This window comes from Planococcus sp. 107-1 (assembly GCF_021513255.1).
Taxonomy (GTDB): Bacteria; Bacillota; Bacilli; order Bacillales_A; family Planococcaceae; genus Planococcus.
The window spans coordinates 1,132,537-1,154,273 of the sequence record NZ_CP090977.1; the positions used below are offsets into that span (position 1 = coordinate 1,132,537).

Below are 21,737 nucleotides of genomic sequence, written 5' to 3' on the forward strand. Positions count from 1 at the left end.
CTATTATTTCAAAAAAGTGATTTGGATGTGATGAGTAATGAGTAAAACAAAAATAGAAGTATTGAAAATTGCAGAAAAACATGGTCTCCAATTGTTAGAGGATACTTTGGTTTTTAATGAATCTGGATTAGACTTTCAGGTTGTATTTGCTAAGGATCAGGAAGGAAAGGAATGGGCACTAAGGATTCCGAGGCGGTCAGATGTATTTCCTAGAACGAAGGCAGAAAAAACCGCACTGGATCTTATCAACAAATACGTAGATTTTGAAGCTCCTAATTGGGAAGTTTACACAGAAGAGCTGATTGCATATGAAAAGTTACGTGGTGTTCCGGCAGGAACCATCGACCCTGAAGCACAAGCCTATGTTTTTGAAATTGATGAAAATAATATTCCGGAAGGATTTTATCAGACACTAGGAAAAACATTGGCGATGATTCATCGTATTCCACAAAAACAAGCAGCAGAAGCGGGAATTGTCGTTCAAACACCAGAGGAAGTAAAACAAATCATGCGAGACCGAATGGATGCTGTTAAGGAGAAATTTGGGGTGGGAGAAGAGTTATGGAATAGATGGCAGTCGTGGCTGAACGATGAAGAAATGTGGCCAAAAGAAACAGGGATGATTCATGGAGATTTGCACCCAGGACATATCCTCATTGAAAAGTCAGGAAATGTAACAGGTTTAATTGATTGGACGGAAGCAAAGGTAGCTGATATATCAACTGATTTCGTTGGCCACTATAGAGTATTTGGTGAAGAAGGTCTTGATGAACTCATCAAAGCGTACAAAGAAGCGGGAGGATACCATTGGTCGAAGATGAAGGAACATATCATTGAATTAAACGCAGCTTATCCAGTTGGAATTGCTGAATTCGCCTTAATATCTGGTATGGATGAATATGTACAGATGGCCAAAAAAGAATTAGGTTTAACTGGAGTGTAACTTTCTCCCTGCTAAATAGTTGGTTTCCGAACGGTAAAGGAACCTAGAAGAGCAGCGAGCAGTCCGTTATGCATTATTCAATTGGTTTTTTCAATCGTAAAATCAATAAATAATTCGATGCTGGATCCAATAGTGGTCCAGTCTTTTTCTTTTGGTTCAATATCCCCAAAATCCCTTTCCTAATAAGGGTTCAAACATCTTTTCTCTATTATCTCCCACTAGTGTTGCATTAATTTATTTTGAAGATTAGGAATTCATAAAACATTCAAAAACCGATGAAAACCAAAAGAAAAAGTCCTTTATAATGGAAAGGTCAGGTAGTTCCTGTCCAAATCCAATAAAAAGGACTCACGCATGGACAAGAATACACGAAAAACTTCATTTGGTAAATGGCTTCACGCCATTAATTTTGAGAAATTCAACGAAAACGTGAAAATTCACGGGCAAGACCGGTACACGAAAAAACTGACGACACAGGCGTATACGCTGCTGATGCTGCACGCGCAATTGACCGAGGCGGATAGTCTTCATGCGCTTGAAGCAGCGTTAACGAACGCCGATTTTCAGCGGGCGGTTGGCGTGAAGTCCATCAGTGTGTCGCAGCTTTCCCGTAAAAACAACAAGTTGGATCCAGCGATTCTGTCGAATCTTTTCCAGCAGCTGGTCAGCCAGATTGCCGCGCAAAAGCGAGCGCCGAAAAAGGGCATGTTGTTAAAAATCATTGATTCCACGACACTTCCTTTGAATGTGAACCATTTCAACTGGACGGAATTCCGAAAAACCAAAGCGGGGATCAAACTGCATCTGCGACTGGTTTACGATGAATACGGAACGCATTATCCGGACAAAGAAGTCATGACCCATGCCAAGGAATCCGATCGCAATCAGCTGGAAGTGCTGGTGGACGACAAGGAAGCCATGTATGTTTTTGACCGCGGCTATATCGACTATGAACGCTTTGATACCTTCACAGATGACGGCATCTTTTTCGTTTCCCGATTGAAAAACAAAGCCGTCATCCATTCAGTCGAAACATTTGAACTTCCGGAAGAAAGCGATGCTGTTTCCGATTCGATGGCATTCGTGGGAAACGCCACCAATTGTACAGAAAATGTCTTCCGAATTATCGTTCTCCCAGATGGAAAAGGCGATGTGTTGCGTCTGATCACCAACCGCTTCGATATTTCCGTAGAGGAAATCAGTGATATTTACCGGAACCGTTGGGCCATCGAACTGTTCTTCAAATGGCTTAAGCAGCACGTGAAAATCAAGCATTTTTATGGTCAAAGCGAAAACGCCGTGAAAAACCAGGTGTACCTTGCTTTGATTGCCTACTGCTTGAACGTGCTTGTTCAAATGGACACGAACAGTAGAGTGTCGATCTTACGAATTTCGCGTGTACTGGTCGCCAACCTTTGGAAAAATCCCCAGTACTGGCTTCGGAAAATCGGAAGTGAAAAGGTTCCGTAACAAGCTGTTCTGTCAGTGTCGCCTCTGCCGAAATGTATAAATTTACCAAATGGACAGTGCTACCTTTATTCGGGTGCTTCCCTTTTTGGCAAAAATAATTGAAACGTTGTGACTGAATATTTTGTCATTATTTATGCAACACTAGTGATTTTTGATAAACAAAAAGAAATTTACAGAGTGATAGATCGTATTGAATCTCAAATCCAAAAACTAAAAGAATACCGCCAATCTCTAATCTATGAAGCAGTAACTGGGAAAATCGATGTACGTGAGTTAGTAGCCGAAAAATAATGGGGTGAGTGAATGAGGATAGATGTGTCAGAGAAGGGGTTTGAAACCAATATTGAGGCATCTTTGATTGGTGCGGGCTATCATAAGCGGGTACTGGAAGGTGAGGACAGCCATTTATTTAAGGAGCATGCCATTGACATAGAAGAGCTTTTTGCGTTTTTGGAAGATACGCAGCCGCAGCGGATGCGCACATTGAAGAAAACATATGGAGCGGATTATCAGAAAAAAGTATTTGTCCGTATTGTTGACCAGATAAAAAAGCACGGGTTGCTCGAATGCATCCGTAAAGGTATTAAAGACCGCGGAGTTTCGCTGGATTTAGCCTATAATAAGCCGCCGACGACGATGAACCGTACGCTTATAGAAAAGTATGAGAAAAACCGCTTTAACGTCAGCCGCCAGGTGTATTATTCAAAAGATAATCAGAATTCACTCGATATGGTGCTGTTTTTAAACGGTTTGCCGCTTGTTGTGATGGAACTGAAAAATCCGCTTACGGGGCAAACCGTCGAGCATGCAAAAAAACAGTTGATTCATGACCGCAATCCGAAAGAGCAGCTGTTCCAATCTAATTCTCGTGCTATTGTGTATTTTGCGGTGGATCCGGATGAAGTGTATATGACGACGGAATTAAAAGGAAATGCAACTTATTTTCTACCGTTTAATAAAGGGAACAACGGTGGAAAAGGAAATCCGACCGCCTACCATTCGTATCGTACAAATTATTTATGGGAAGACATTTTAACGCCCGATAGCCTGCTTGATCTCGTGTATCGTTTTGTATTCTTGAAAAAAGACGATATTTTGGATTCAAATGGTGAAGTGATTGCAGAGCGTGAAATGCTCATTTTCCCACGTTATCACCAGCTGGATGTTGTGCGTGAAATAGAAAACGATGTACAGGAAAAATCCGTTGGTACTAATTATTTAATTCAGCATAGCGCCGGCTCCGGCAAAACCAACTCGATTTCCTGGCTGTCTCATCGTTTGGCGAAACTACATGATGAAAATAATGAAGCGGTTTTTAGCAGCGTAATCGTCATTACCGACCGCCGTGTGCTGGATAAGCAATTGCAGGATGCCGTATATCAGCTTGAGCATAAAGCAGGGATGGTAGAGCGTATTGATAAGGATTCAAGTCAATTAGCGGATGCTATTAATAGTGAGACACGGATCATTATTACGACGCTGCAAAAATTCCCGTTTATTATGGAAAAAGTTTCTGGATTAAACCGTAAAAAGTATGCCGTTATCATTGATGAAGCGCATTCTTCACAAGGCGGAAAGCATCGGCTGCACTCACAAATATTTTATCAGACAAGACCTTAGAAGATGCTTATGAGGAAGACCGGATTGCGGAAGAAAACATGGATGACACCGAAGAAAAGATCATCGAAACGATCTTAAAAAGCGGTAAGCAGGACAATGTTTCATTCTTTGCGTTTACAGCTACGCCAAAGCCGAAGACCCTTGAGAGATTTGGCACTTTGGGAACTGATGGAAAGCCACGAGCATTCCATCTATATTCTATGCGTCAGGCAATAGAAGAAGGTTTTATTTTAGACGTGTTGGAGAACTATACAGCCTATAAAACGTTCTATAAAATCGCTAAAGAAGTTGATGATGATCCGCTAGTATCCAAAAAGCAGGCGACGAAAAAACTTGCGCAATACGTGTCGTTGCATCCGCATAATATTTCACAAAAGACTGAAATTATCATTGAACATTACCGCAATTTTACTCGACAGAAAATTGGTGGACGAGCTAAAGCGATGGTCGTGACAGCGAGCCGCCTTCATGCGGTGCGTTATAAGATCGCTTTTGATAAATACATCAGAGATAAGGGTTATGATGATTTAAAAACTATCGTCGCGTTTTCCGGAACGGTGAACGACGGAGAAATCCCTTACACCGAACCAGGGATGAACGGTTTTGCTGAAAGAGAACTGCCTGATAAATTCCACTCCGATGACTATAAAGTGTTGTTGGTGGCTGAGAAGTATCAGACAGGTTTTGATGAACCGCTCCTGCATACAATGTATGTAGATAAACCATTGAGTGGTATTAAAGCGGTGCAGACATTATCACGTTTGAATCGCACCTGCCCTGGGAAGCACGACACATTCATATTGGACTTTGTGAATGATCCGGAAGAAATTCAAGCATCTTTCCAGCCGTATTATGAAGCAACGATTTTGTCGGAAACAACGGATCCAAACCTATTGTATGATCTGCAGTCGGATTTAAATCCGTTCCAAGTGTATACAGAAGAAGAAGTAGAAGCTGTCAATGAGCTTGAAGTGAACGCTGGCATTAAGAAATCTGCAAAAGCGCAGTCTGAATTGAATGCTTGGCTGGATAAAGGAGTTGAACGATTTAAGAAACTATCGGATGAAGAGCAGGAAACCTTTAAAAGTACAGCCACTAAGTTTATCCGTACATATGGATTCGTATTGCAGATTGTCACCTTTGTAGATGTCGAGCTTCACAAACTCTATATTTACCTAACTTATTTATTGCGTAAGCTTCCACGTAAAGGCACGGATAAAGATCTGTTTATAGCTGATAATGTTGCACTGCAATACTATCGTAATCAGAAGGTATTTGAAGGCAGCATCGAGCTGGAAAAGACGGGTGAGGAAGAACTCGATCCACAAATGCATGGAGCGGGTGGTTTAGCTGAAGACGAAAAAGTAAACCTTTCTTCCATTCTTGATAAATTGAATGAGCTTTTTGGAACAGATTTCACAGAAACAGATTTTCTATCACGTGAACAAGTGAAAGAAGATATGTTGGCCAGTGAAGACATTCAGCGAAAAGCGAAAAATAACACGAAAGACAATTTCAAATTCGCATTTGAAAAATCCTTCATGGACTTTGTCATCGATCGTATCGGCAGCAACGAGAAGTTCTTTATGAAGATTTTGGAGAATGATGAGTTCAAGTCATTCATCATGGAAGATATGATGGATGAGATTTATAGTGAAGTGAATAGTTAAATAAAACCTTCAGATTAATCAGATTTAAAAATGACCCAAGACTGTAAAATACAGCTGGGTCATTTTTTAATATCGCTAAGCTAAAGTAATCTTATAGTAGGCTCAGTATCAATTCGATTAAGGGTACCTTTTTCTAAATTGCAAAGTTGCTCGATTTGATCTTGAGGTAATGAAAGCTCGAGAATAATCTCTTCTGAACTCTTAACACCATGTTTAAGAATTGTTTTAATTGCTTTATTCATAACAGTTGGTTGTGGTACAGCGTACATATCATCCATTGGTTCTGATTTACGCATCTTTTTCATAGAAATTTGCTTTTGAATAGACGTATATCTACTTTCATCCATTAAGCCAATTTCTTTTGCGCGATGAATCATGGCACCTGCCGATACACGCCAATATGTTTTTAATTCTATAAAGTGACTTAAACTTAGAGAGGTAACAGTTTTTGTAAAAGCTTCTTCTGGTAGTAAGAAACACGAGGCGAAATAAAATGCCTGCTCCTCTATTAATTTTTGTTCTTCTTTGTTCAATGAATCCCATTCTTCAACATGTGGATGCATCAATGCATGTCCTAATTCGTGAGCAACATCTAGTTGTCTTCTAAAAGCAGAAGGCTTATCGTTCCCTAAAAAAATAAATGGTCTATCACTTCTATGTTGATAAAAAGCGTCAACAACAGATTTTGACTCTGTATCAACAGAAAAAACAACAATTCCATTTTTCTCGAGTAAATTAACCATGTTAGGAATCGGTTTTGTACCCAGTCCCCAATTTTCTCTTAGTGATCGAGCTAAGTGTTCTATACTTCGCTTGTTCCAACCTAAATCATAATGGTATTTAGGTAAATTTAAAGTTGGAAATTCAACGAATTGTGAAAGGTAAGTATAAATTTCGTAGCCATAAATAGATTTTTGAAACTGTAGGTCTTTAATTTTTTTAGTTAATTTTGATGATGCTCTAAAGAATGTATTTCCAATAAATTGCTCGCTATTCGGTTTGAAAAAATAAGATCTTGGAAAATTTAGTACGCTCATTAAATTTAATACTGTTTCTAATTTAGGAATAGTATCTCCTAATTCAAATTGAGAGATTGCCTGTCTTGTTATGTTTAATTCTGCTGCTAATTCGGTAATTGAATAGCCTCTTAATAATCTTGCTTCTTTGAGTCTTGCAGGATTAAATTCACTTTCAAATACTTTCTTCATAATATATTCCCCATTCAATAAATAAGAATTATTTTAACGGGATATCAATTTCCTCATCTTCATCATTAAATGCTTTTAGTGGTAAATCAATATCTCCAAGAGGTAAAGGAGTGAATGGAATAATATTTTTATTTTGGTCAATTTCAGAAATGTCATCTAAATAAATCCAATTTTCTTGAGAAGGTGTTTGAGCGCCTTCAAAAATTCGTTTATTAATAGAGTCATAGTAAACAATTATTCCAAAAGGAGAGCTGAGACCTTCAAATTTTAAGTTTGTTTGAAATGCTTCGGTTATGACACTCTCAAATTCAACAGATTCTTCTTCGAGTCTATTAAAATTATTATGAGCATGTTCGCCTCTATACAAACTATGATCAAAATTATCTTGGCTAAGAGGTAATCTGCAAATAATAATATTTATATCTCTAGAAGTATCGAAAAGCTTTACATATTCATGAGAAGCAACTTTTCCTAATGCAATTTCTAATTTACTATTATGATGATACTGCTTATCTTTCATAACAGCCTGGTGAATTTCCTCATTTACTAAATCGTATTCAAGTGGACGATGGTGCTTATTTGTAAAAAGACTTTCTTTTTTAGTCTTGCTTATATCGATACCTTTAAAAATAGCGTTTGCGAGTAATTGCTTTTGATAAAAAGATAACTTTAAGTACGATGGTGTATTTATAGAGCGATTTAAACGTGTTTGACCTTTCAATTCCATAATTTCACTCCTCTACTTAATGATAAACTAATTATTTACTTTTATATATTTTTTGTCAAGTGAATAACGGAATCGGGGTTTCGTGTAAAGTTTCTAGGTTTGAAATATTAGCAGAGTAATTCATGAAAACTAAGTATAAAAGCAGTAAAAGAAAATTAGTAGATTGAATTCTTTATCAAGATAAGTTTTTCCTATAAATACTTATACTTCTACTTCTTTTAAATTTATTAGAAGTGCATAAGTTTATAAAATAACATGTTGCTTCTATAGTGGTTCTTTTTATGATTCTTTAATTGATTCATAAGAGTGATAAAAAGGGAGCTTTACAAATAAATTTCAAAAATATTAAAGTGAAGATTTGATTAAGACGTGGAAGCTATTGTTATAATATAAAGGTGCCTATTAAACAGAAAATTTAAACGGAATTCATACAAAATAAACTGATTTAAATATTACATAATCGAGATTTTTATCTAAAATGTTTAGAAAAACTCTGGCCTATCCCTGGATATAGATCTTTAAACTAGCAGCGGTTCGTGGATTAAATTATAAGCAAAAGTAATAAAACTATTATTAAAAGGATTGAAAGCTCTAGAAGTATTTAAATATATGAAAGTGGAACAAAATTCACAATTGGAAAGCTGAGGTAAATAAATGAACGACGCAAAAAAGGATATATATTTTCAAGCTACTTTGGATGCTAGTTCTACTAAAATATGGAACGAGCTAAAAACTATGAAAGAATCGTCACCACATAAAAAAGAGAAGGCTCGAAGAAGATGGATATGGGAACTAATCCAAAATGCATCGGACTGTACGCCAGATGGTGGAAAAATTGATATAACTCTAGAGTTATCTAATAACCAAGTTACATTTGAGCATAATGGTGTGCCTTTTTCTTATGAAAACTTATTTTCTCTAATTACACAGATTTCAACCAAGCAAAGGGCTGAAGGAAAAAAGACCGGCAAATTCGGCACTGGATTTATGTCAACTCATTTACTATCTGAGGTTGTAAAGGTTGAAGGTGCATTCATCCGTTCAGATGGTGAATATACGAGCTTAGAATTTTTTATCGATAGGTCCTCGAAAGATCCTTTAGATATTATGGAAAAAATACAGACAATGTTAGAAGAACTAGAAGCTTTAAATGATACACAAAATCAACTTGAAGAATATTCAAAGACCACAAAGTTTATTTATAATATAGATCACGCTGAGATTAAAGCATCTGTAAAACAAGGAATTAATGACTTGATAGAAACGTTACCATATGTGCTAACTTTTAATGAGAACATTAGATCGATAACATGTAATGGAGTAATTTATAAAAGAGGAGAAGATATTTTTTCAAAAAAACAACCGAAATTAAAGGTTATAGATATTAAAAGTTCAAATGGGAATGAACAGAGGCTGCTATGCTTAAAAGAAAATGACATCACTATTGCATGTCCCATTAAAACTGATAATAATCAAATATACTTCCTTCCCATATCTAATAGAATTCCGAAATTATTTTGCGAATTTCCGTTGATAGGGACAGAAAAAAATTCATTCCCTATAATATTAAATTCCGAAAAATTTGATGTTGAAATAGATCGTGATGCGATTAGAGATGATAATCCAACAAATAGAAAGTTGATTGATGAAGCTGTCTCATTATATAAAGAGTTCATAGATTATTGTGTTGAAAAAGAAAATATTAACGATACATTTAATGTGTGCATTTTAAATTATCACGATGAATATCTCCTTCAAAAAATTTGTTATCAAGAAATTCGAAAATATATTCAAAAAAAGAAATAATTCCAATTTCCCATACTTCTAAAGTAAGAAAGAGAAAAGCATTCAAAGATGATAGCGGCGTAGATCAAGTAATTATTCCAGTAACAAGGGAAGAATCAAACGATGATTCTTTTTGGGAGCTACTATCTAGTATTAATGCTTGGGATTTACCTACTAAAGACAGCAGTGGAGGATGGAGAAAAGTATTCAGCAGTAACTTTAATTTTTATAAATTAAATGATGAGTTAAAAGAAGTAAATATAAGTAAATTAAATGAATTCTTTAACGAAAAAGACCAAACACTGGAGTGGATAAATAAATTTTATAATTTATGGATACAAGATGAAGGTCTTGAAAAAGTAATAAAATTTGTTTTTGTTCCAACACAGCAGGGAGAATTTATCGAAATTAAAGAGGTCTATTTTGATGATAATATTCACGAGGGACTAAAAGAAATCTTAACTTTACTAGGGATAAGTATAAAAAAGAATTTATTGAGTAGAGAAATTACAGCTTTTAATGAATATTTTGATGATCACCATGATAAAAAGAGAAATACCGAAAAAATTTCTAGAAGCATTGAAGCTGAAGTGTCGAAAATTCTTTATAACGAATCTCTTAACCAGGCAGAGAGACCAAAAAGTATTCAAGACATATTTAATAAATTGACAGACTTTTTCTTGCAAGAACCTGAAATAACCAAAGAACTATTTCCAAATTTATATTCTAAGAGGATGATGTTATCCACCACTGAAGAAAATTTAAGAAGACTGAGAATAGCAGAAAAAGTAGAGGAAAACGGTATTACGTATGAAGAGTTAGGTGATCTTATTGAAAGTCACAAAAGCATAAGGGATATTATAAATAATCCCGAATTAAGTGAAGATGAAATACGGCGTCTATTGAACCACGTTGTAACATCTACAAAAGACATGAAAGAATACTTTGATTTGATTTTAATTAGAAGTATTGAGAATGTATATGACTATTTAAAAAGTTCCAAACACTACACTCTGCCACAAACATTAGAAGAATGGAAAGAACAAAAATACTCTGAGACTGTATTTTCTGCTGTTAAAGATGGAAAAGAAAAAAGAATTATTATTCGTCCAAGTGATTCTCAACAAATTATTTTTTATTATGATGAAGAATATGAAGCTTTGGATGATACAGAATATGAATTATGGACCGATGATGGAGAAAGGCAACAAATTGTAACACTAGGTGACCTACTCAAAACCACAGGAATAACAAGAATCCCTTTAAGAAAATTAATAAATACGTGAGGAGTATCATTATTGAGAACAAAAAAGGAAATAATAGCAAGCATTTATGAAAAGGATAGAATAAATACAACATACATTCATCCAACTATAAATAGTATTGAGATAGCCCGGTATATATCTGCCTATGCAAATGGTAACGGTGGAGATTTAATTTTTGGAATCAAAGATGATGGAAGAACATTGATTATAAAAAATTTTGTGTTTAAGCTAAAAATAGAAGAAGTTTTAGAGCTGCTAAATGGAAATGTGAAAATAGAATATGATTATATTTATATCGAGGATCATAAGCTTTTTTATATTTCTATTGATAAAGCAGATGAATTAATAAAAGTTAAAGATATACCTTACACAGTTAACAAGGACGGAGATATAGAAGAAATGAAAATAAAAAAGGTGTTTATTTCATATTCTCATAAAGATAGTGATCTTGTGAATATTATAGAAGATCAATTAAGCGAATATGAAGACATAGAAATAGGCCGTGATATAAAAATTACAGAATACAGAGATAGCTTAGATGAGTTTATGAAAACTATTAGAAATTATGATTTTGTCATATCGGTAGTGACGAGCGAATACATAAAATCATTAAATTGCATGTATGAAATTACACAATTAATGAAAGATAGGGATTATCAGAAAAAACTTTTCTTTATAGTAGTTGGTAAAGGTGATGTAACTTATTACAAAGAAGAAAATGTATACGAAGGCTTTGAAGCGAATATTTATAACGCTAGAGATAGACTGAAATATATTACTTATTGGAGAAATGAAGAAAAGGTATTGGATAGAGAAATTCGTGAAGCGGACCTTCCTTTAGAGTTAATGGTAAATATTACAGAGGACAAACGAAAACTAAATTCTATAATGTCGTCGATGGATGATTTTATTAAATTGTTAAGCGATAAAGTAGGAAGATCATTCAAAGATATGTATAAAAATGACTTTAAAGAGATATTAGATGTAATTAATGAATAATTCATTATTAAGCAATTCTATATAAGAGCCAGTTTAGATAAGTTTATAAAACTTGTTGATAGATTGCTACATTACTTCTTATTGATAATTATGGAAATAGCAAAATGAAGGCGGTAATTGAGGGGCATATTAGAAGCAGAGGAGGATGACTATGGGGAGCATAGATGAAAAATTTAAAAGCCTCAATGATGATAAGGAAAAACTCCGTCTAACAGAATTGAAAAATAAACATCTTTCCGATATAAATACAAACCTTGAAGGTGCAAAAAAAGAAGGCTACAAAATAGCGACGGAAAAAGCTATTATAAACATTTTTAATAAAATGCCAGATATGACAGTGGAAAGTATTGCTGAATTACTGGAAGTCGATATTAACCAAGTAGAAAGAGTTAAAAATGAACAAACGAATTTAAAGGAAAACTAAAGGTATTAAGAGTATTCCAGGTAGAATCGTCTCTTGACCTCTAGTTTTCCGCTGTTCTACGCACAACTATTTCATTAATAAAGTGATTCGAGTTTCTTCTATAAAAAATATAGAACAAATTAAGCTCTTATTATAGAAGGAACTCTTGTAATTGAAATACTAAAATGCAGTTAATATGATTAAGTTAAAGCACTTCTTTGAATAGATATTTCTTATCTCCGTAAGCAATTTTAATAAACCTAGTCAAAACCGTGGTCAGTGATTTTAAAAGGTATGTCAAAACCCTTGAAAACACTGGTATAATTGCACTTTTAACGGGAGTGGGTCCGACTCCCGCCGTCTCCATAGTGAGATAAACAATGAAAAACGCCAAAACCTTTTCGAAGGTTTTGGCGTTTTTCTTATGCAGGTTTTTATTGCGTTAAACTCATTCTAGTTATCTTTTTCAAGAAGAGTGAATTCCTGAAGAAAGTCTAATAAACTCTTCTGCATCTTTCACACAGAGTGCCATTCCTTTTTCCCAAAAGCTTTCTTCGGTAATATCTTCTCCGAGATGCTTCTGTGCCAATTCTTCAACGGTCATGCGTCCGGTGTCCCGCAGCAACGCTAAGTAACGTTGTTCGAATTCTTTTCCTTCTTCCCGTGCTTTGGCATAAATACTGATCGAGAACAGGTAGCCAAAAGTATAAGGGAAGTTATAGAAAGGTGTAGATGTGATATAGAAGTGGGGCACAGCGATCCAGGAATGAATCGGCAGGTGGCTCATAGAACCGGCATAGCCTTCAGTTAGGGCATTCTGCATCATTTCATTTAATTGTTTTGCGAACACCATGCCTGCTTTACGCGCTTCATAGAGCCTTTCTTCAAACAGAAAACGGGAATGGATGTTCATGAAATTCATGACACTTCGTTTTATTTCTTCGTCTAAAAGAAACAATTTCTGTTCCGTACTTTCTGACGTTTTGATGGCGGCATCTAAGACAATCATTTCGGTGAATGTAGAAGCTGTTTCAGCCGTGGATATGCTATAAGTTTGATTTAGTCCATCGACCGATTTCATCGCGTGATTGTGGAAGGCATGTCCCAGTTCATGAGCCAATGTCAATAAACTCGTCATACTCCCATCATAAGTAAGAAAAATTCTGGATTCCCCAGTAAGAGGAAAGCCGGCACAAAAGGCAATGGCTGATTTTCCTTTCCGGTTTTCTGCTTCCACCCATCCTTCTTTAAAAGCAGTCTGGGCAAAGCTTTCCAATTCAGGTCCAAATTGACGGAAATGCTGGAGTATAAATGAAACAGCCTCCTCATAATTTATTGATGTGCTGCTTTCATTGAAGGGAGCCCAAAAATCATAAGAGGGCATTTGAGTGTTCTGGGCTAATTTTGCTTTATGATCCAATTAATTGGCAAAAGGCTTTTTGTTCCGGTTTATGACCTGCCACATAGCTTGCAAGGTTTCTGCTTTTATCCGGTTGTCTTTTAACGGCTTCTCCAATCCATTCATTATCCCTTGTTTTTTATCTGCTTGGATCCGAAAACCTGTTATGTGGTTTAAGATGTGTGCCATAATATCTTCTAGCGCCGTCCACGTATTTTCTAAGGCGATAAATGCTTCAAGACGAACTTTTTCATCGCTATGTGAACGTAAATTAGTAGCTTGTCCAATTGAATATTCTTTTTCGCTTCCACTAATGGTGATGGGTATTTGTAAGTTATTCACAATCGAACGATATAAACCGCCCCAGGAATGGTAGCCATCTACTGATAAAGCAGCAAGGAGGGTTTCTTCTTCCGCTGATAGCGATGAAGCTGCGTTTTCACGCCATTCCGTTAAAATAAAAACTTGATCACTTAGGCTTTCATTTTCTAGCAGAGTGTCCCATATTTCTTGATCAACTATCGAAAGGAGTCGTTGGAAATCCAAAAGGATAGAAGTGGATTCTGTTTTGAGTGACGCAACTTTCCCTTGAAGTGCGGCGGCTGATTGATTTTTAGGATCTTCCGCAAGCAGGCAAGTGGCAAAAGATGCGACATGAGCTATAGACTTATGTATGCCTGAAATTGTCGCTAAAATATTGTTGATGACTATTTCATTGAGAGCTTCGTTAGTGATAGATAAAGCTGTTGTACTTTCGGCAAGCTCTTTTAATTCTGTTTCTATCCGGGTGATTAATTCAACGAGTTTCATCGAATGATCACCGCCTTTGAAAAGGGTATCTAATTTCCACTTCTCAGAATAACTTTCTACTTTCACTAGAAATCCTCCTCAACATTGCTTTTATTACAACGGGAACTAACGTTCTTGTTTAGTATATAGTTACTAAGAGAGTTTATCTATTTAATTTTTCTAATAATCAAAAGTTAATGATGTGATTTATAGATTGAATGTATAGTTAGAATAAAAGGGAAGACGGGGATGGAATAATGATTTCATTTAAATTCTCTAATGCTTTTGCAGTTCCTCCTTTTACAGGAACCTATTTCAATTCTTTCAGTCCAATAATCAAAGAGATTTTTAAATTACAAAACGCACTTTAGCAATTTCCATCAAAAAAACCTTCTCCATTTTCGGTATGATCATTTTGAGGTGAACAGGATGCAGTACAGTGAAGTGACGCAAAGGACGATTTCTTATATTGAAAGCCAGCTGCAGGAAGAACTTCCGCTCGATTCGTTTCCGCGAGCCGTCGGGTATTCAAAATACCATTTGCTGCGGGTGTTCAAAGAAGAGACAGGCAGGACGATTGGCGAATACATCCGGATGCGCCGGTTAGCGATGGCTTCGATGCTTCTCTTGTACAGTGATGAATCGATTATCGCGATTGCTTTTCAATTTCATTTTCAGTCACAGGAAGCTTTTACGCGGGCATTCAAAGAAGTGTATGCTGTGCCGCCTGGGAAATACCGAAAACTGATGCGAGCTGTCAGAATGATGGAGGAGGAAGAAATGATGACGACAAGTGAACAAGTAAAAGGGTGGAGTTTGAGCGGATCGAATCCAGAGTTGTATGAATTGATGACGGATTCAGCGGTGTGCCATACGGGAACGAAATCTGGATTATTGTATGCCAAAGCAGAGGCAAATGAGCAGCAATTTGCGACGATGATGCAAGGGTTTCAGGCGCGTGAATTTATTGGCAAACGGATTAAGCTTTCCTGTTTTTTGAAAACGGAACAGGCAGATAAATGCGGGGCTTGGCTTCGAATCGATAACGCTTCGGGGGATACGGTCCAGTTCGATAATATGGACAATCGGTCGATTCAAGGTACAACCGATTGGAATCATTACTCGATCGTGCTCGATGTTCCGGAAGACAGCGCTTCTATCCATTTCGGTGTTTTGCTGATTGGCGGCGGCAAAGTGTGGGCGGACGGCTTCCGCTTTGAAGAAGTGGGGCAGAACGTGCCGACGACCAATATGCTTTCGAAAGCACTATTGGCAGCGCAGCCGGTCAATTTAGACTTTAGCGAATGACGGGGAAATGAGGGGATTGGATGAAGCAATTTTGGAAGCTGAATGCAGTAAGCATGCTGTATGCGCTTATGATCGTTATCCCCATTGAATTGATGGTGAATGTTTACAGAATCAGCCGGGTCGCGGACTTGGAAATCGGGACGGTAAATAGCTTGACTGGAATCATCTTGCTTCTTGAAGTGACGTTGGGTACGCTGCTCTTCTATAAACTCATCCAGAAGTGGTTGGGACGGAAGAATTCAAATTACTGGACCGTTATTTTGTGGCTGCCTTATTTTGTTCTGTACCTTTACGGGTTTGCGACGCTTTTCCCCATCAGCTATGGGGGCGATATGCCAAATCCTGCTTCGGGTCTTATGATAATAGCGGGACTGTTCATATACCCATTTTATATCCTCATCCTCACATCAGCCGCATTGCCGATTGACTATGAAAAGAAAGACGGAAAACATTCAACTCCTAATTGAAAATTTTTTGGAGGACAACCCAGTTTGATGAAACTGGGTTGGATTTTTAGCGCTCTATATAAAAACTGATTTATTCTGCTTATAGATAAGCCATGACTTCCGGCAAATATTCTTCGATTGGAAGCGTCGTATTGACCGTCAAGGTTTCAATGTCTATAGGCTTTTTGCTGTTGCCGATTATGTAGTCAAAAAAATATCTTAAATATTTTAGAGGTGAAGCATGAAAGAAAAAATCATTGAAAACTTTAATCGCCTTGCCGGTGCTTATGAAAAAACAGTGGATACCCATAATTTATACAATGCGGAATATGAACGACCGGCGATGCTTGCGGAAATAGCAGAAACCTTAGAAGGAAAAAACATCTTGGATGCAGGATGCGCAGCGGGTTGGTACACGCAGAAATTAAATGGGCGAGGAGCACAGGTTACCGCTATTGATGTAAGCCCAGAAATGGTGGAAGCGGCTCGCCGGCGGATGGGTAATCAGGCAGAAGTATCCTGTATGGATTTAGAAAAGCCATTGCCTTTTCCGGACAGCTCTTTTGATTATGTTATCAGTTCACTGACCCTCCATTACTTAAAAGAGTGGGAACCGACCTTTACGGAATTCCAGCGCATTTTAAAACCGGATGGCGTCTTTTTATTTTCAGTCCATCATCCCTTTACGGATATTAAGCTGTCGCAGAATGCGGATTATTTTGCCGTCGAGCTCTTAAAAGACCAGTGGGAAAAAGAAGGACAGCTGTACGATGTCGTATTTTACAGACGGTCGCTTAGTGAAATCATGGCGGCTACATTGAACCACTTTGAAATTGAAAAAGTCATTGAACCAAAACCGACTTCGAGATTTAAAGAATTGGATCCGGCAGGCTATGCGAAGTTAATGAAAGCGCCCAATTTCCTTATTATAAAAGCCCGTTCAAAATTAGTTAGTTAAAGATGAGCGTTCACTCATGGAATATTATGTTATTCTTAGCTATAAAAGGGGGCTTTCGAATGAAAAAATTAGGACTGGCATTAGCTGCAACGTTATTTGTTTCAAGTATTTCGGCGATGCCATCTTCAGCAGCCGGATTTCCCGATGTGAGCGATGCCAATCGCTTCCATAAAGAAATCCAGTATCTTTCGGATGAAGGCGTCATCACCGGTTTTACGGATGGAAAATTCCAGCCGAAAGCGGGGGGTGACGCGCGGCAAGCGGCGATTATGATCGGCAAAGCGCTCGGTTATTCCGCTGAGGAGCAAAATACGCAGTTTAAAGACGTGGACGACACAATCGTTTCGAGCGGCTATATTGCCAAACTTGTAAAAGAAGGCGTCATCAGCGGCTACCCGGACGGCACATTCAAACCGGCTAAAACAGTGACGCGTGCAGAAATGGCCATTTTCATTTCCCGTGCGTTTGATTGGGGCTATGAAGGCGAGCCGGAATATTTCTTGGATGTCCAAAAAGGGATGAAAGCTTATGATGCAATCCAGAAGTTATCCGCTTGGGGCGTTGCTGCGGGATATGAACGGAGTAACTTCCGGCCAGCGGAAACGCTGACGCGGGAACAATTCGCGGCGTTCACTGCACGGGCCATGAATTTGAATGAATTCTCGGTAAAACCGGATGCAGTAGAAATTGCGTTCCTGGATGTCGGACGGGGCGATGCCACATATGTGGAATATGCAGACGGGCGAGCCGTACTGATCGATGCCGGACCGAATGCGGAACAAATCAGCCGTGCATTAAAAGAAATTGGCGCCCGTCCGATCACTTCCTTAATCTTGACGCATCCAGACCCTGAACATATGGGCGGAGCCGCGTGGGTGATTGAAAACAATGAGGTGGAAACGATTTATGAAAGCGGGCTGCCAACCGACCCGGCCATTCACAGCGATTATTTCAAAGCAGTCGAAGCGAATGAAGTCACAGTGAAGACGGTGAAAACCGGCGATAACCTGTCACCGGATGCTTCAGTCGCGATCCAAGTCTTACATGCAGATCCAAAAGCGGAAAATGCAGATGACGGTGGAATGGTCTTGAAAGTGACTCGCGGCACTGAAGATTTCCTTCTTGCCGGAGATGCTACGCCGAAAGTCCAGCAGCAATTGGTGGACAAGTATGACTTGAAAGCGGAAGTATTGAAAGTGCCGCATCACGGAGAGGAAGAATATTATACCTATCCCTTTATTGATGAAGTGAAAGCGCGCATGGCGATCCTGTCCTATTCCGGTGAACCGGATAAAAGCGTCGTGAATGACCTTCGGGCAAGCGGATCGGATATTTATGATACGCATATCCAAGGCAATGTCATTTATGTCATTGCGGATGAATTTACACAAATGAATGTGGACTATCATTTATTCGGATACGGCCAGTTGATTCCGGATATCCGCATTGTGAAAAAAGATCTGAAAGCGGAAGTGGTCACGCTGACGAACTACGATCGGGTAAATGCCAACATGACCGGATTTACTTTAGTCAGTGTGAAAGGCAACGAAACCTTCAAATTCCCAGATGGCTTTATTCTCCGCTCGGGCCAGAGCGTTAATATCACTTCGGGACCGAATGCCCTCCATCAGCCGCCGCAAAGCTTGAAATGGACGAATGCGAATGTATGGGATGATCGCGGAGATGCTGCGAAACTTTTTGAATTCCCAAGTTCGATGTTGGATGAAACGCCTTAATCGAATAAAAGAACAAACCGTTTTCTTGAGTTTTTTCACTCGAGAAAACGGTTTTTTAGTTGGATTGGACGGCAACTGTTTTAGTGGAGAGGCGGCAGGGTATTCTACTAAGGTCAAATAGAATAACCAAAATTCATCCATTAGGAGGAGCTTATGGAAACCATTTATCTAGGAAAATCAGGCTTGCGCGTTCCGAAATACATACTGGGGACGGTCCCATTCAGCGGGACAAACGGATTTGAAGCAGCGGGCGACGTCAAGGAAGATTTGGCTCGGCGCATGGTCGACATGTCGCTGGAAGCAGGCATCAATATGTTCGATACCGCAAATTTATATTCAAAAGGCGATGCAGAGCGTGTGCTGGGTGCGGCAATCAAAGGACGCCGCGACCAAGTATTGCTCACTTCAAAAACCGGGTTTCCGTTGAGCGACGATCCGAATGTGCGCGGGGCTTCCCGCAATAACATCCTGTCGTCGATCGATCAAACTTTGGAGCGACTTGGAACAGATTACCTGGACCTGTATTTTGTCCATCTATGGGACGGGCAGACGCCTGTCGAAGAAACGGTGGAAACGATGACGCAATTGGTGAAGTCCGGCAAGATCCGCCATTGGGGCGTTTCGAATTACAGCGGCTGGGCACTCGCAAGAACCGTTACGATTGCGGAGCAAAATGGTTTTATTCCGCCGATCACCCAGCAGATTTACTACACGCCGGAAGCGCGGAAGCGGAGTATGAACTGTTGCCGGCAGGGAAAGAGCTTGGGGTCAGTTCAATGATCTGGAGCCCGCTTGGTGAAGGCTTGTTGAACGGGAAAATCGGGCGCAACAAAACTGCGCCTGAAAACACACGGCAAGGTGCCGGATGGCCGGAGCCTTGGGTTCAGGATCAGGAACGCCTGTACCAAGTCATCGACGCTTTAGAGGAAGTGGCGGCGAACCACAACGCCTCGGTTCCACAAATCGCCTACGCATGGGTCCGTGATCGTCCGAATGTCGGGCCGATTGTCATTGCTGCGCGAAACGAAGAACAATTGAAAGAAAACATCGCTTCTTTTGACATTCAATTGACGAAAGAAGAGCAGGGCAAAATCGAAGCCGTTGCACGTCCTGTGCCGATTTATCCGCTTTGGCACCGTGCGATGAGCGCACCCGAAATGGGCAGCCCTTCTGAAATCACGTACTTGAATGGTTACCGCAAATCGATGGGAATCGACGAATAAAAATCGGCACTGCCTTAAGACCGAGATCCGGTTTTTGAGGCGGTGTTTTTTTCTGTAAAACCTTTCTTCTGAATAGTCAGAATTTTAGTGATGCAGTAGACTAATAAAACAAGGAAGGGGATTTCTGGAAATCCGCTGGGAATCATCATTACGCGGCGAGAGGAAGAGGCTTTTGAAAACAGAAGAATTATTGAATCTAATTAAAATAAAAACGATCCAAGGCATAGTGCCTGATTTTATAGAAGGAATTCAAATGGATTCCCGAAATGTCGGACCTGGAGATATTTTTGTCTGCATTACCGGCTATACCGTAGATGGCCACGAATTTGTCGAAGATGCGGTGCGCCGAGGCGCATCAATGATTATTGCGGAAAAAGAAATCAGCCATGTACCGGATGGGCTTTGCGTTGTCCGGGTAAAAGATTCGGCTAAAGTGCTTGCTCGCCTTGCCGCCCATCTTTACGGGTATCCTGCAGCCAAACTCTCGACTATAGGGGTTACTGGAACAAACGGCAAAACAACGGTTTCGCATATGATCCATGAATTGATGGGGAAAGCCGGTCAAAAATCAGCTGTTGCCGGAACGCTTGGCTTTCGTTCAGCTGATACGTGGGCACCGACCCCAAACACCACGAGTGATATCCTTTCCAATTTGAAGATGCTTGAGAAAGCAGCTGAAAGCGATTGTTCCGCGATGATTTTTGAAACGTCTTCACAAGGGCTCGTTAACGGAAGAATGTGGGGAATTGAGTTGGATATTGCGGTATTCACCAATTTAAGCCACGATCATCTGGATTTCCATAAATCGATGGAAAGCTACGGACATGCCAAAGGACTGTTGTTCTCGCAGCTTGGACAAGACGTTCGGAAAACCAAATTCGCCGTTTTGAACCAGGATGATTCATGGTCTGCTTCATTCTCACGGATGACGCCTTTTGAAACGATCAGCTACGGGTTATCGGCGGGCGCTGATTTTCAGGCAAGCCAAATTAGCTATGATGAACAAGGGACGGAATTTATGCTCGAGTCTCCTGAAGGAACCTTTGCTGTGAAAACCGCTTTCATCGGAAAATTCAATGTGTACAATGTGCTCGCAGCCCTTGCTGCATTGTATGCATATGGCATGGAAATCGAAACGATGCTTGAACATTTGCCGGAAATCTATCCGGTGGAAGGGCGGATGGAGAAATTGGCATCTTCAGACGGGCCGACGGTCTATATCGATTATGCGCATACACCGGATGCCATTGAAAAAGCGATCGACAGTCTGTTGCCATTTAAAAAAGGCCGTCTGATTGTCCTCATTGCCGGGGGGAATTACCGCGATCAACTCAAACGGCCGATCATGGCAGAAAAAGCATCGATAGCGGATTACGTCATCATCACAACTAACAATCCAGGGCAAGAGCCGAGCCGTGAAATTCTTCAAGCCTATGAAAAAGGCATGCTTCATAGCCGATATACGTTAATAGCAGAAAGAGCGGAAGCGGTCCGGCATGCTATTCGTATCGCGGAGAAAGAAGATATTGTGCTGTTAACGGATAAAGGGCATGAAACGACTTTGCTCGTGGGCGACAGGTATCTGCCTTACAACGAGAAAGAAATCGTTTTAGAACAGCTTAATTTTCAGGCGATGAATAAAGAACAAGTAAATTAAGCGGAAATAAAAGATCACGAAAAGGCATCGATGCTGCTCTGGAATAGAGCAAAGAAACGATGCCTTTTTAAGTTGGTTAAATAGCTTTTTAGCAATTTCACATTTTTTCCAACTTTAGCTGTTGAATTAAA

Annotated in this window: 15 protein-coding genes and 2 pseudogenes; 13 read left to right on the plus strand and 4 right to left on the minus strand. The window is 39.2% G+C overall.

What is annotated here, in order from left to right; genetic code table 11:
• The first annotated feature begins 37 nt into the window (after window positions 1-37).
• The 3 genes and pseudogenes from L0M13_RS05995 to L0M13_RS06005 all read left to right on the plus strand — a co-directional run bounded on the left by L0M13_RS05995 (window position 38) and on the right by L0M13_RS06005 (window position 5,703).
• On the plus strand, window positions 38-943 hold the full coding sequence (locus tag L0M13_RS05995; RefSeq protein ID WP_235198730.1) for a macrolide 2'-phosphotransferase: 906 nt from the start codon (window positions 38-40) through the stop codon (window positions 941-943).
• Between the two features lie 354 nt (window positions 944-1,297).
• The gene (locus L0M13_RS06000) at window positions 1,298-2,413 is read left to right on the plus strand and encodes an IS4 family transposase (protein WP_235198731.1); all 1,116 of its coding nucleotides are present in this window, start codon (window positions 1,298-1,300) and stop codon (window positions 2,411-2,413) included.
• Between the two features lie 303 nt (window positions 2,414-2,716).
• A pseudogene (locus L0M13_RS06005) lies at window positions 2,717-5,703 on the plus strand (type I restriction endonuclease subunit R).
• 80 nt (window positions 5,704-5,783) lie between these two features.
• On the opposite strand, the gene L0M13_RS06010 reads toward L0M13_RS06005, so the two are convergent.
• Both L0M13_RS06010 and L0M13_RS06015 read right to left on the minus strand, forming a co-directional pair.
• Window positions 5,784-6,911 (minus strand): helix-turn-helix domain-containing protein, encoded by a 1,128-nt coding sequence (locus L0M13_RS06010; protein WP_235198732.1) that lies wholly within the window; start codon window positions 6,909-6,911, stop codon window positions 5,784-5,786.
• Between the two features lie 28 nt (window positions 6,912-6,939).
• Window positions 6,940-7,638, minus strand: a complete 699-nt coding sequence (locus L0M13_RS06015; RefSeq protein WP_235198733.1) for a hypothetical protein — start codon at window positions 7,636-7,638, stop codon at window positions 6,940-6,942.
• A 654-nt stretch (window positions 7,639-8,292) separates the two neighbouring features.
• Here L0M13_RS06015 and L0M13_RS06020 point away from each other — a divergent pair.
• From L0M13_RS06020 to L0M13_RS06035, 4 genes are all read left to right on the plus strand, one after another.
• Window positions 8,293-9,444, plus strand: coding sequence for an ATP-binding protein (locus L0M13_RS06020; RefSeq protein WP_235198734.1), 1,152 nt, complete (start codon window positions 8,293-8,295; stop codon window positions 9,442-9,444).
• Window positions 9,402-10,709, plus strand: coding sequence for a hypothetical protein (locus L0M13_RS06025; RefSeq protein WP_235198735.1), 1,308 nt, complete (start codon window positions 9,402-9,404; stop codon window positions 10,707-10,709). The genes L0M13_RS06020 and L0M13_RS06025 overlap by 43 nt, the downstream gene beginning before the upstream one ends.
• 12 nt (window positions 10,710-10,721) lie before the next feature.
• Window positions 10,722-11,687, plus strand: coding sequence for a TIR domain-containing protein (locus tag L0M13_RS06030; protein WP_235198736.1), 966 nt, complete (start codon window positions 10,722-10,724; stop codon window positions 11,685-11,687).
• 151 nt (window positions 11,688-11,838) lie between these two features.
• On the plus strand, window positions 11,839-12,111 hold the full coding sequence (locus L0M13_RS06035) for a hypothetical protein (RefSeq protein WP_235198737.1): 273 nt from the start codon (window positions 11,839-11,841) through the stop codon (window positions 12,109-12,111).
• Between the two features lie 445 nt (window positions 12,112-12,556).
• On the opposite strand, the gene L0M13_RS06040 is transcribed toward L0M13_RS06035, so the two are convergent.
• Together L0M13_RS06040 and L0M13_RS06045 are read right to left on the minus strand one after the other, a co-directional pair.
• On the minus strand, window positions 12,557-13,474 hold the full coding sequence (locus L0M13_RS06040; RefSeq protein ID WP_235198738.1) for a M3 family metallopeptidase: 918 nt from the start codon (window positions 13,472-13,474) through the stop codon (window positions 12,557-12,559).
• Window positions 13,475-13,510: 36 nt separating this feature from the next.
• Window positions 13,511-14,365 (minus strand): gluzincin family metallopeptidase, encoded by an 855-nt coding sequence (locus L0M13_RS06045; RefSeq protein ID WP_235198739.1) that lies wholly within the window; start codon window positions 14,363-14,365, stop codon window positions 13,511-13,513.
• A 342-nt stretch (window positions 14,366-14,707) separates the two neighbouring features.
• On the opposite strand from L0M13_RS06045, the gene L0M13_RS06050 reads away from it, so the two are divergent.
• The 6 genes and pseudogenes from L0M13_RS06050 (at window position 14,708) to L0M13_RS06075 (ending at window position 21,606) form a co-directional block, all read left to right on the plus strand.
• The gene (locus L0M13_RS06050) at window positions 14,708-15,586 is read left to right on the plus strand and encodes a helix-turn-helix domain-containing protein (RefSeq protein ID WP_235198740.1); all 879 of its coding nucleotides are present in this window, start codon (window positions 14,708-14,710) and stop codon (window positions 15,584-15,586) included.
• 20 nt (window positions 15,587-15,606) lie between these two features.
• Entirely contained in the window at window positions 15,607-16,053 is a 447-nt protein-coding gene (locus tag L0M13_RS06055) for a hypothetical protein (protein WP_235198741.1), read from the plus strand.
• Between the two features lie 220 nt (window positions 16,054-16,273).
• On the plus strand, window positions 16,274-16,990 hold the full coding sequence (locus tag L0M13_RS06060; RefSeq protein ID WP_235198742.1) for a class I SAM-dependent methyltransferase: 717 nt from the start codon (window positions 16,274-16,276) through the stop codon (window positions 16,988-16,990).
• 59 nt (window positions 16,991-17,049) lie between these two features.
• Window positions 17,050-18,726 (plus strand): S-layer homology domain-containing protein, encoded by a 1,677-nt coding sequence (locus tag L0M13_RS06065; RefSeq protein WP_235198743.1) that lies wholly within the window; start codon window positions 17,050-17,052, stop codon window positions 18,724-18,726.
• A 153-nt stretch (window positions 18,727-18,879) separates the two neighbouring features.
• Window positions 18,880-19,949: pseudogene (locus L0M13_RS06070) on the plus strand (aldo/keto reductase).
• Window positions 19,950-20,121: 172 nt separating this feature from the next.
• Entirely contained in the window at window positions 20,122-21,606 is a 1,485-nt protein-coding gene (locus L0M13_RS06075) for a UDP-N-acetylmuramoyl-L-alanyl-D-glutamate--2,6-diaminopimelate ligase (RefSeq protein ID WP_235198744.1), read from the plus strand.
• Window positions 21,607-21,737 lie beyond the last annotated feature (131 nt).

Excerpts from the sequence above, each read along its gene's own strand:
- L0M13_RS06060 (WP_235198742.1), top strand. The coding sequence starts at position 16,274 with ATGAAAGAAAAAATCATTGAAAACTTTAATCGCCTTGCCGGTGCTTAT.
- L0M13_RS06050 (WP_235198740.1), top strand. The coding sequence starts at position 14,708 with ATGCAGTACAGTGAAGTGACGCAAAGGACGATTTCTTATATTGAAAGC.
- L0M13_RS06065 (WP_235198743.1), top strand. The coding sequence starts at position 17,050 with ATGAAAAAATTAGGACTGGCATTAGCTGCAACGTTATTTGTTTCAAGT.
- L0M13_RS06000 (WP_235198731.1), top strand. The coding sequence starts at position 1,298 with ATGGACAAGAATACACGAAAAACTTCATTTGGTAAATGGCTTCACGCC.
- L0M13_RS06055 (WP_235198741.1), top strand. The coding sequence starts at position 15,607 with ATGAAGCAATTTTGGAAGCTGAATGCAGTAAGCATGCTGTATGCGCTT.
- L0M13_RS05995 (WP_235198730.1), top strand. The coding sequence starts at position 38 with ATGAGTAAAACAAAAATAGAAGTATTGAAAATTGCAGAAAAACATGGT.
- L0M13_RS06010 (WP_235198732.1), bottom strand. The coding sequence starts at position 6,911 with ATGAAGAAAGTATTTGAAAGTGAATTTAATCCTGCAAGACTCAAAGAA.
- L0M13_RS06035 (WP_235198737.1), top strand. The coding sequence starts at position 11,839 with ATGGGGAGCATAGATGAAAAATTTAAAAGCCTCAATGATGATAAGGAA.
- L0M13_RS06015 (WP_235198733.1), bottom strand. The coding sequence starts at position 7,638 with ATGGAATTGAAAGGTCAAACACGTTTAAATCGCTCTATAAATACACCA.
- L0M13_RS06040 (WP_235198738.1), bottom strand. The coding sequence starts at position 13,474 with ATGCCCTCTTATGATTTTTGGGCTCCCTTCAATGAAAGCAGCACATCA.
- L0M13_RS06020 (WP_235198734.1), top strand. The coding sequence starts at position 8,293 with ATGAACGACGCAAAAAAGGATATATATTTTCAAGCTACTTTGGATGCT.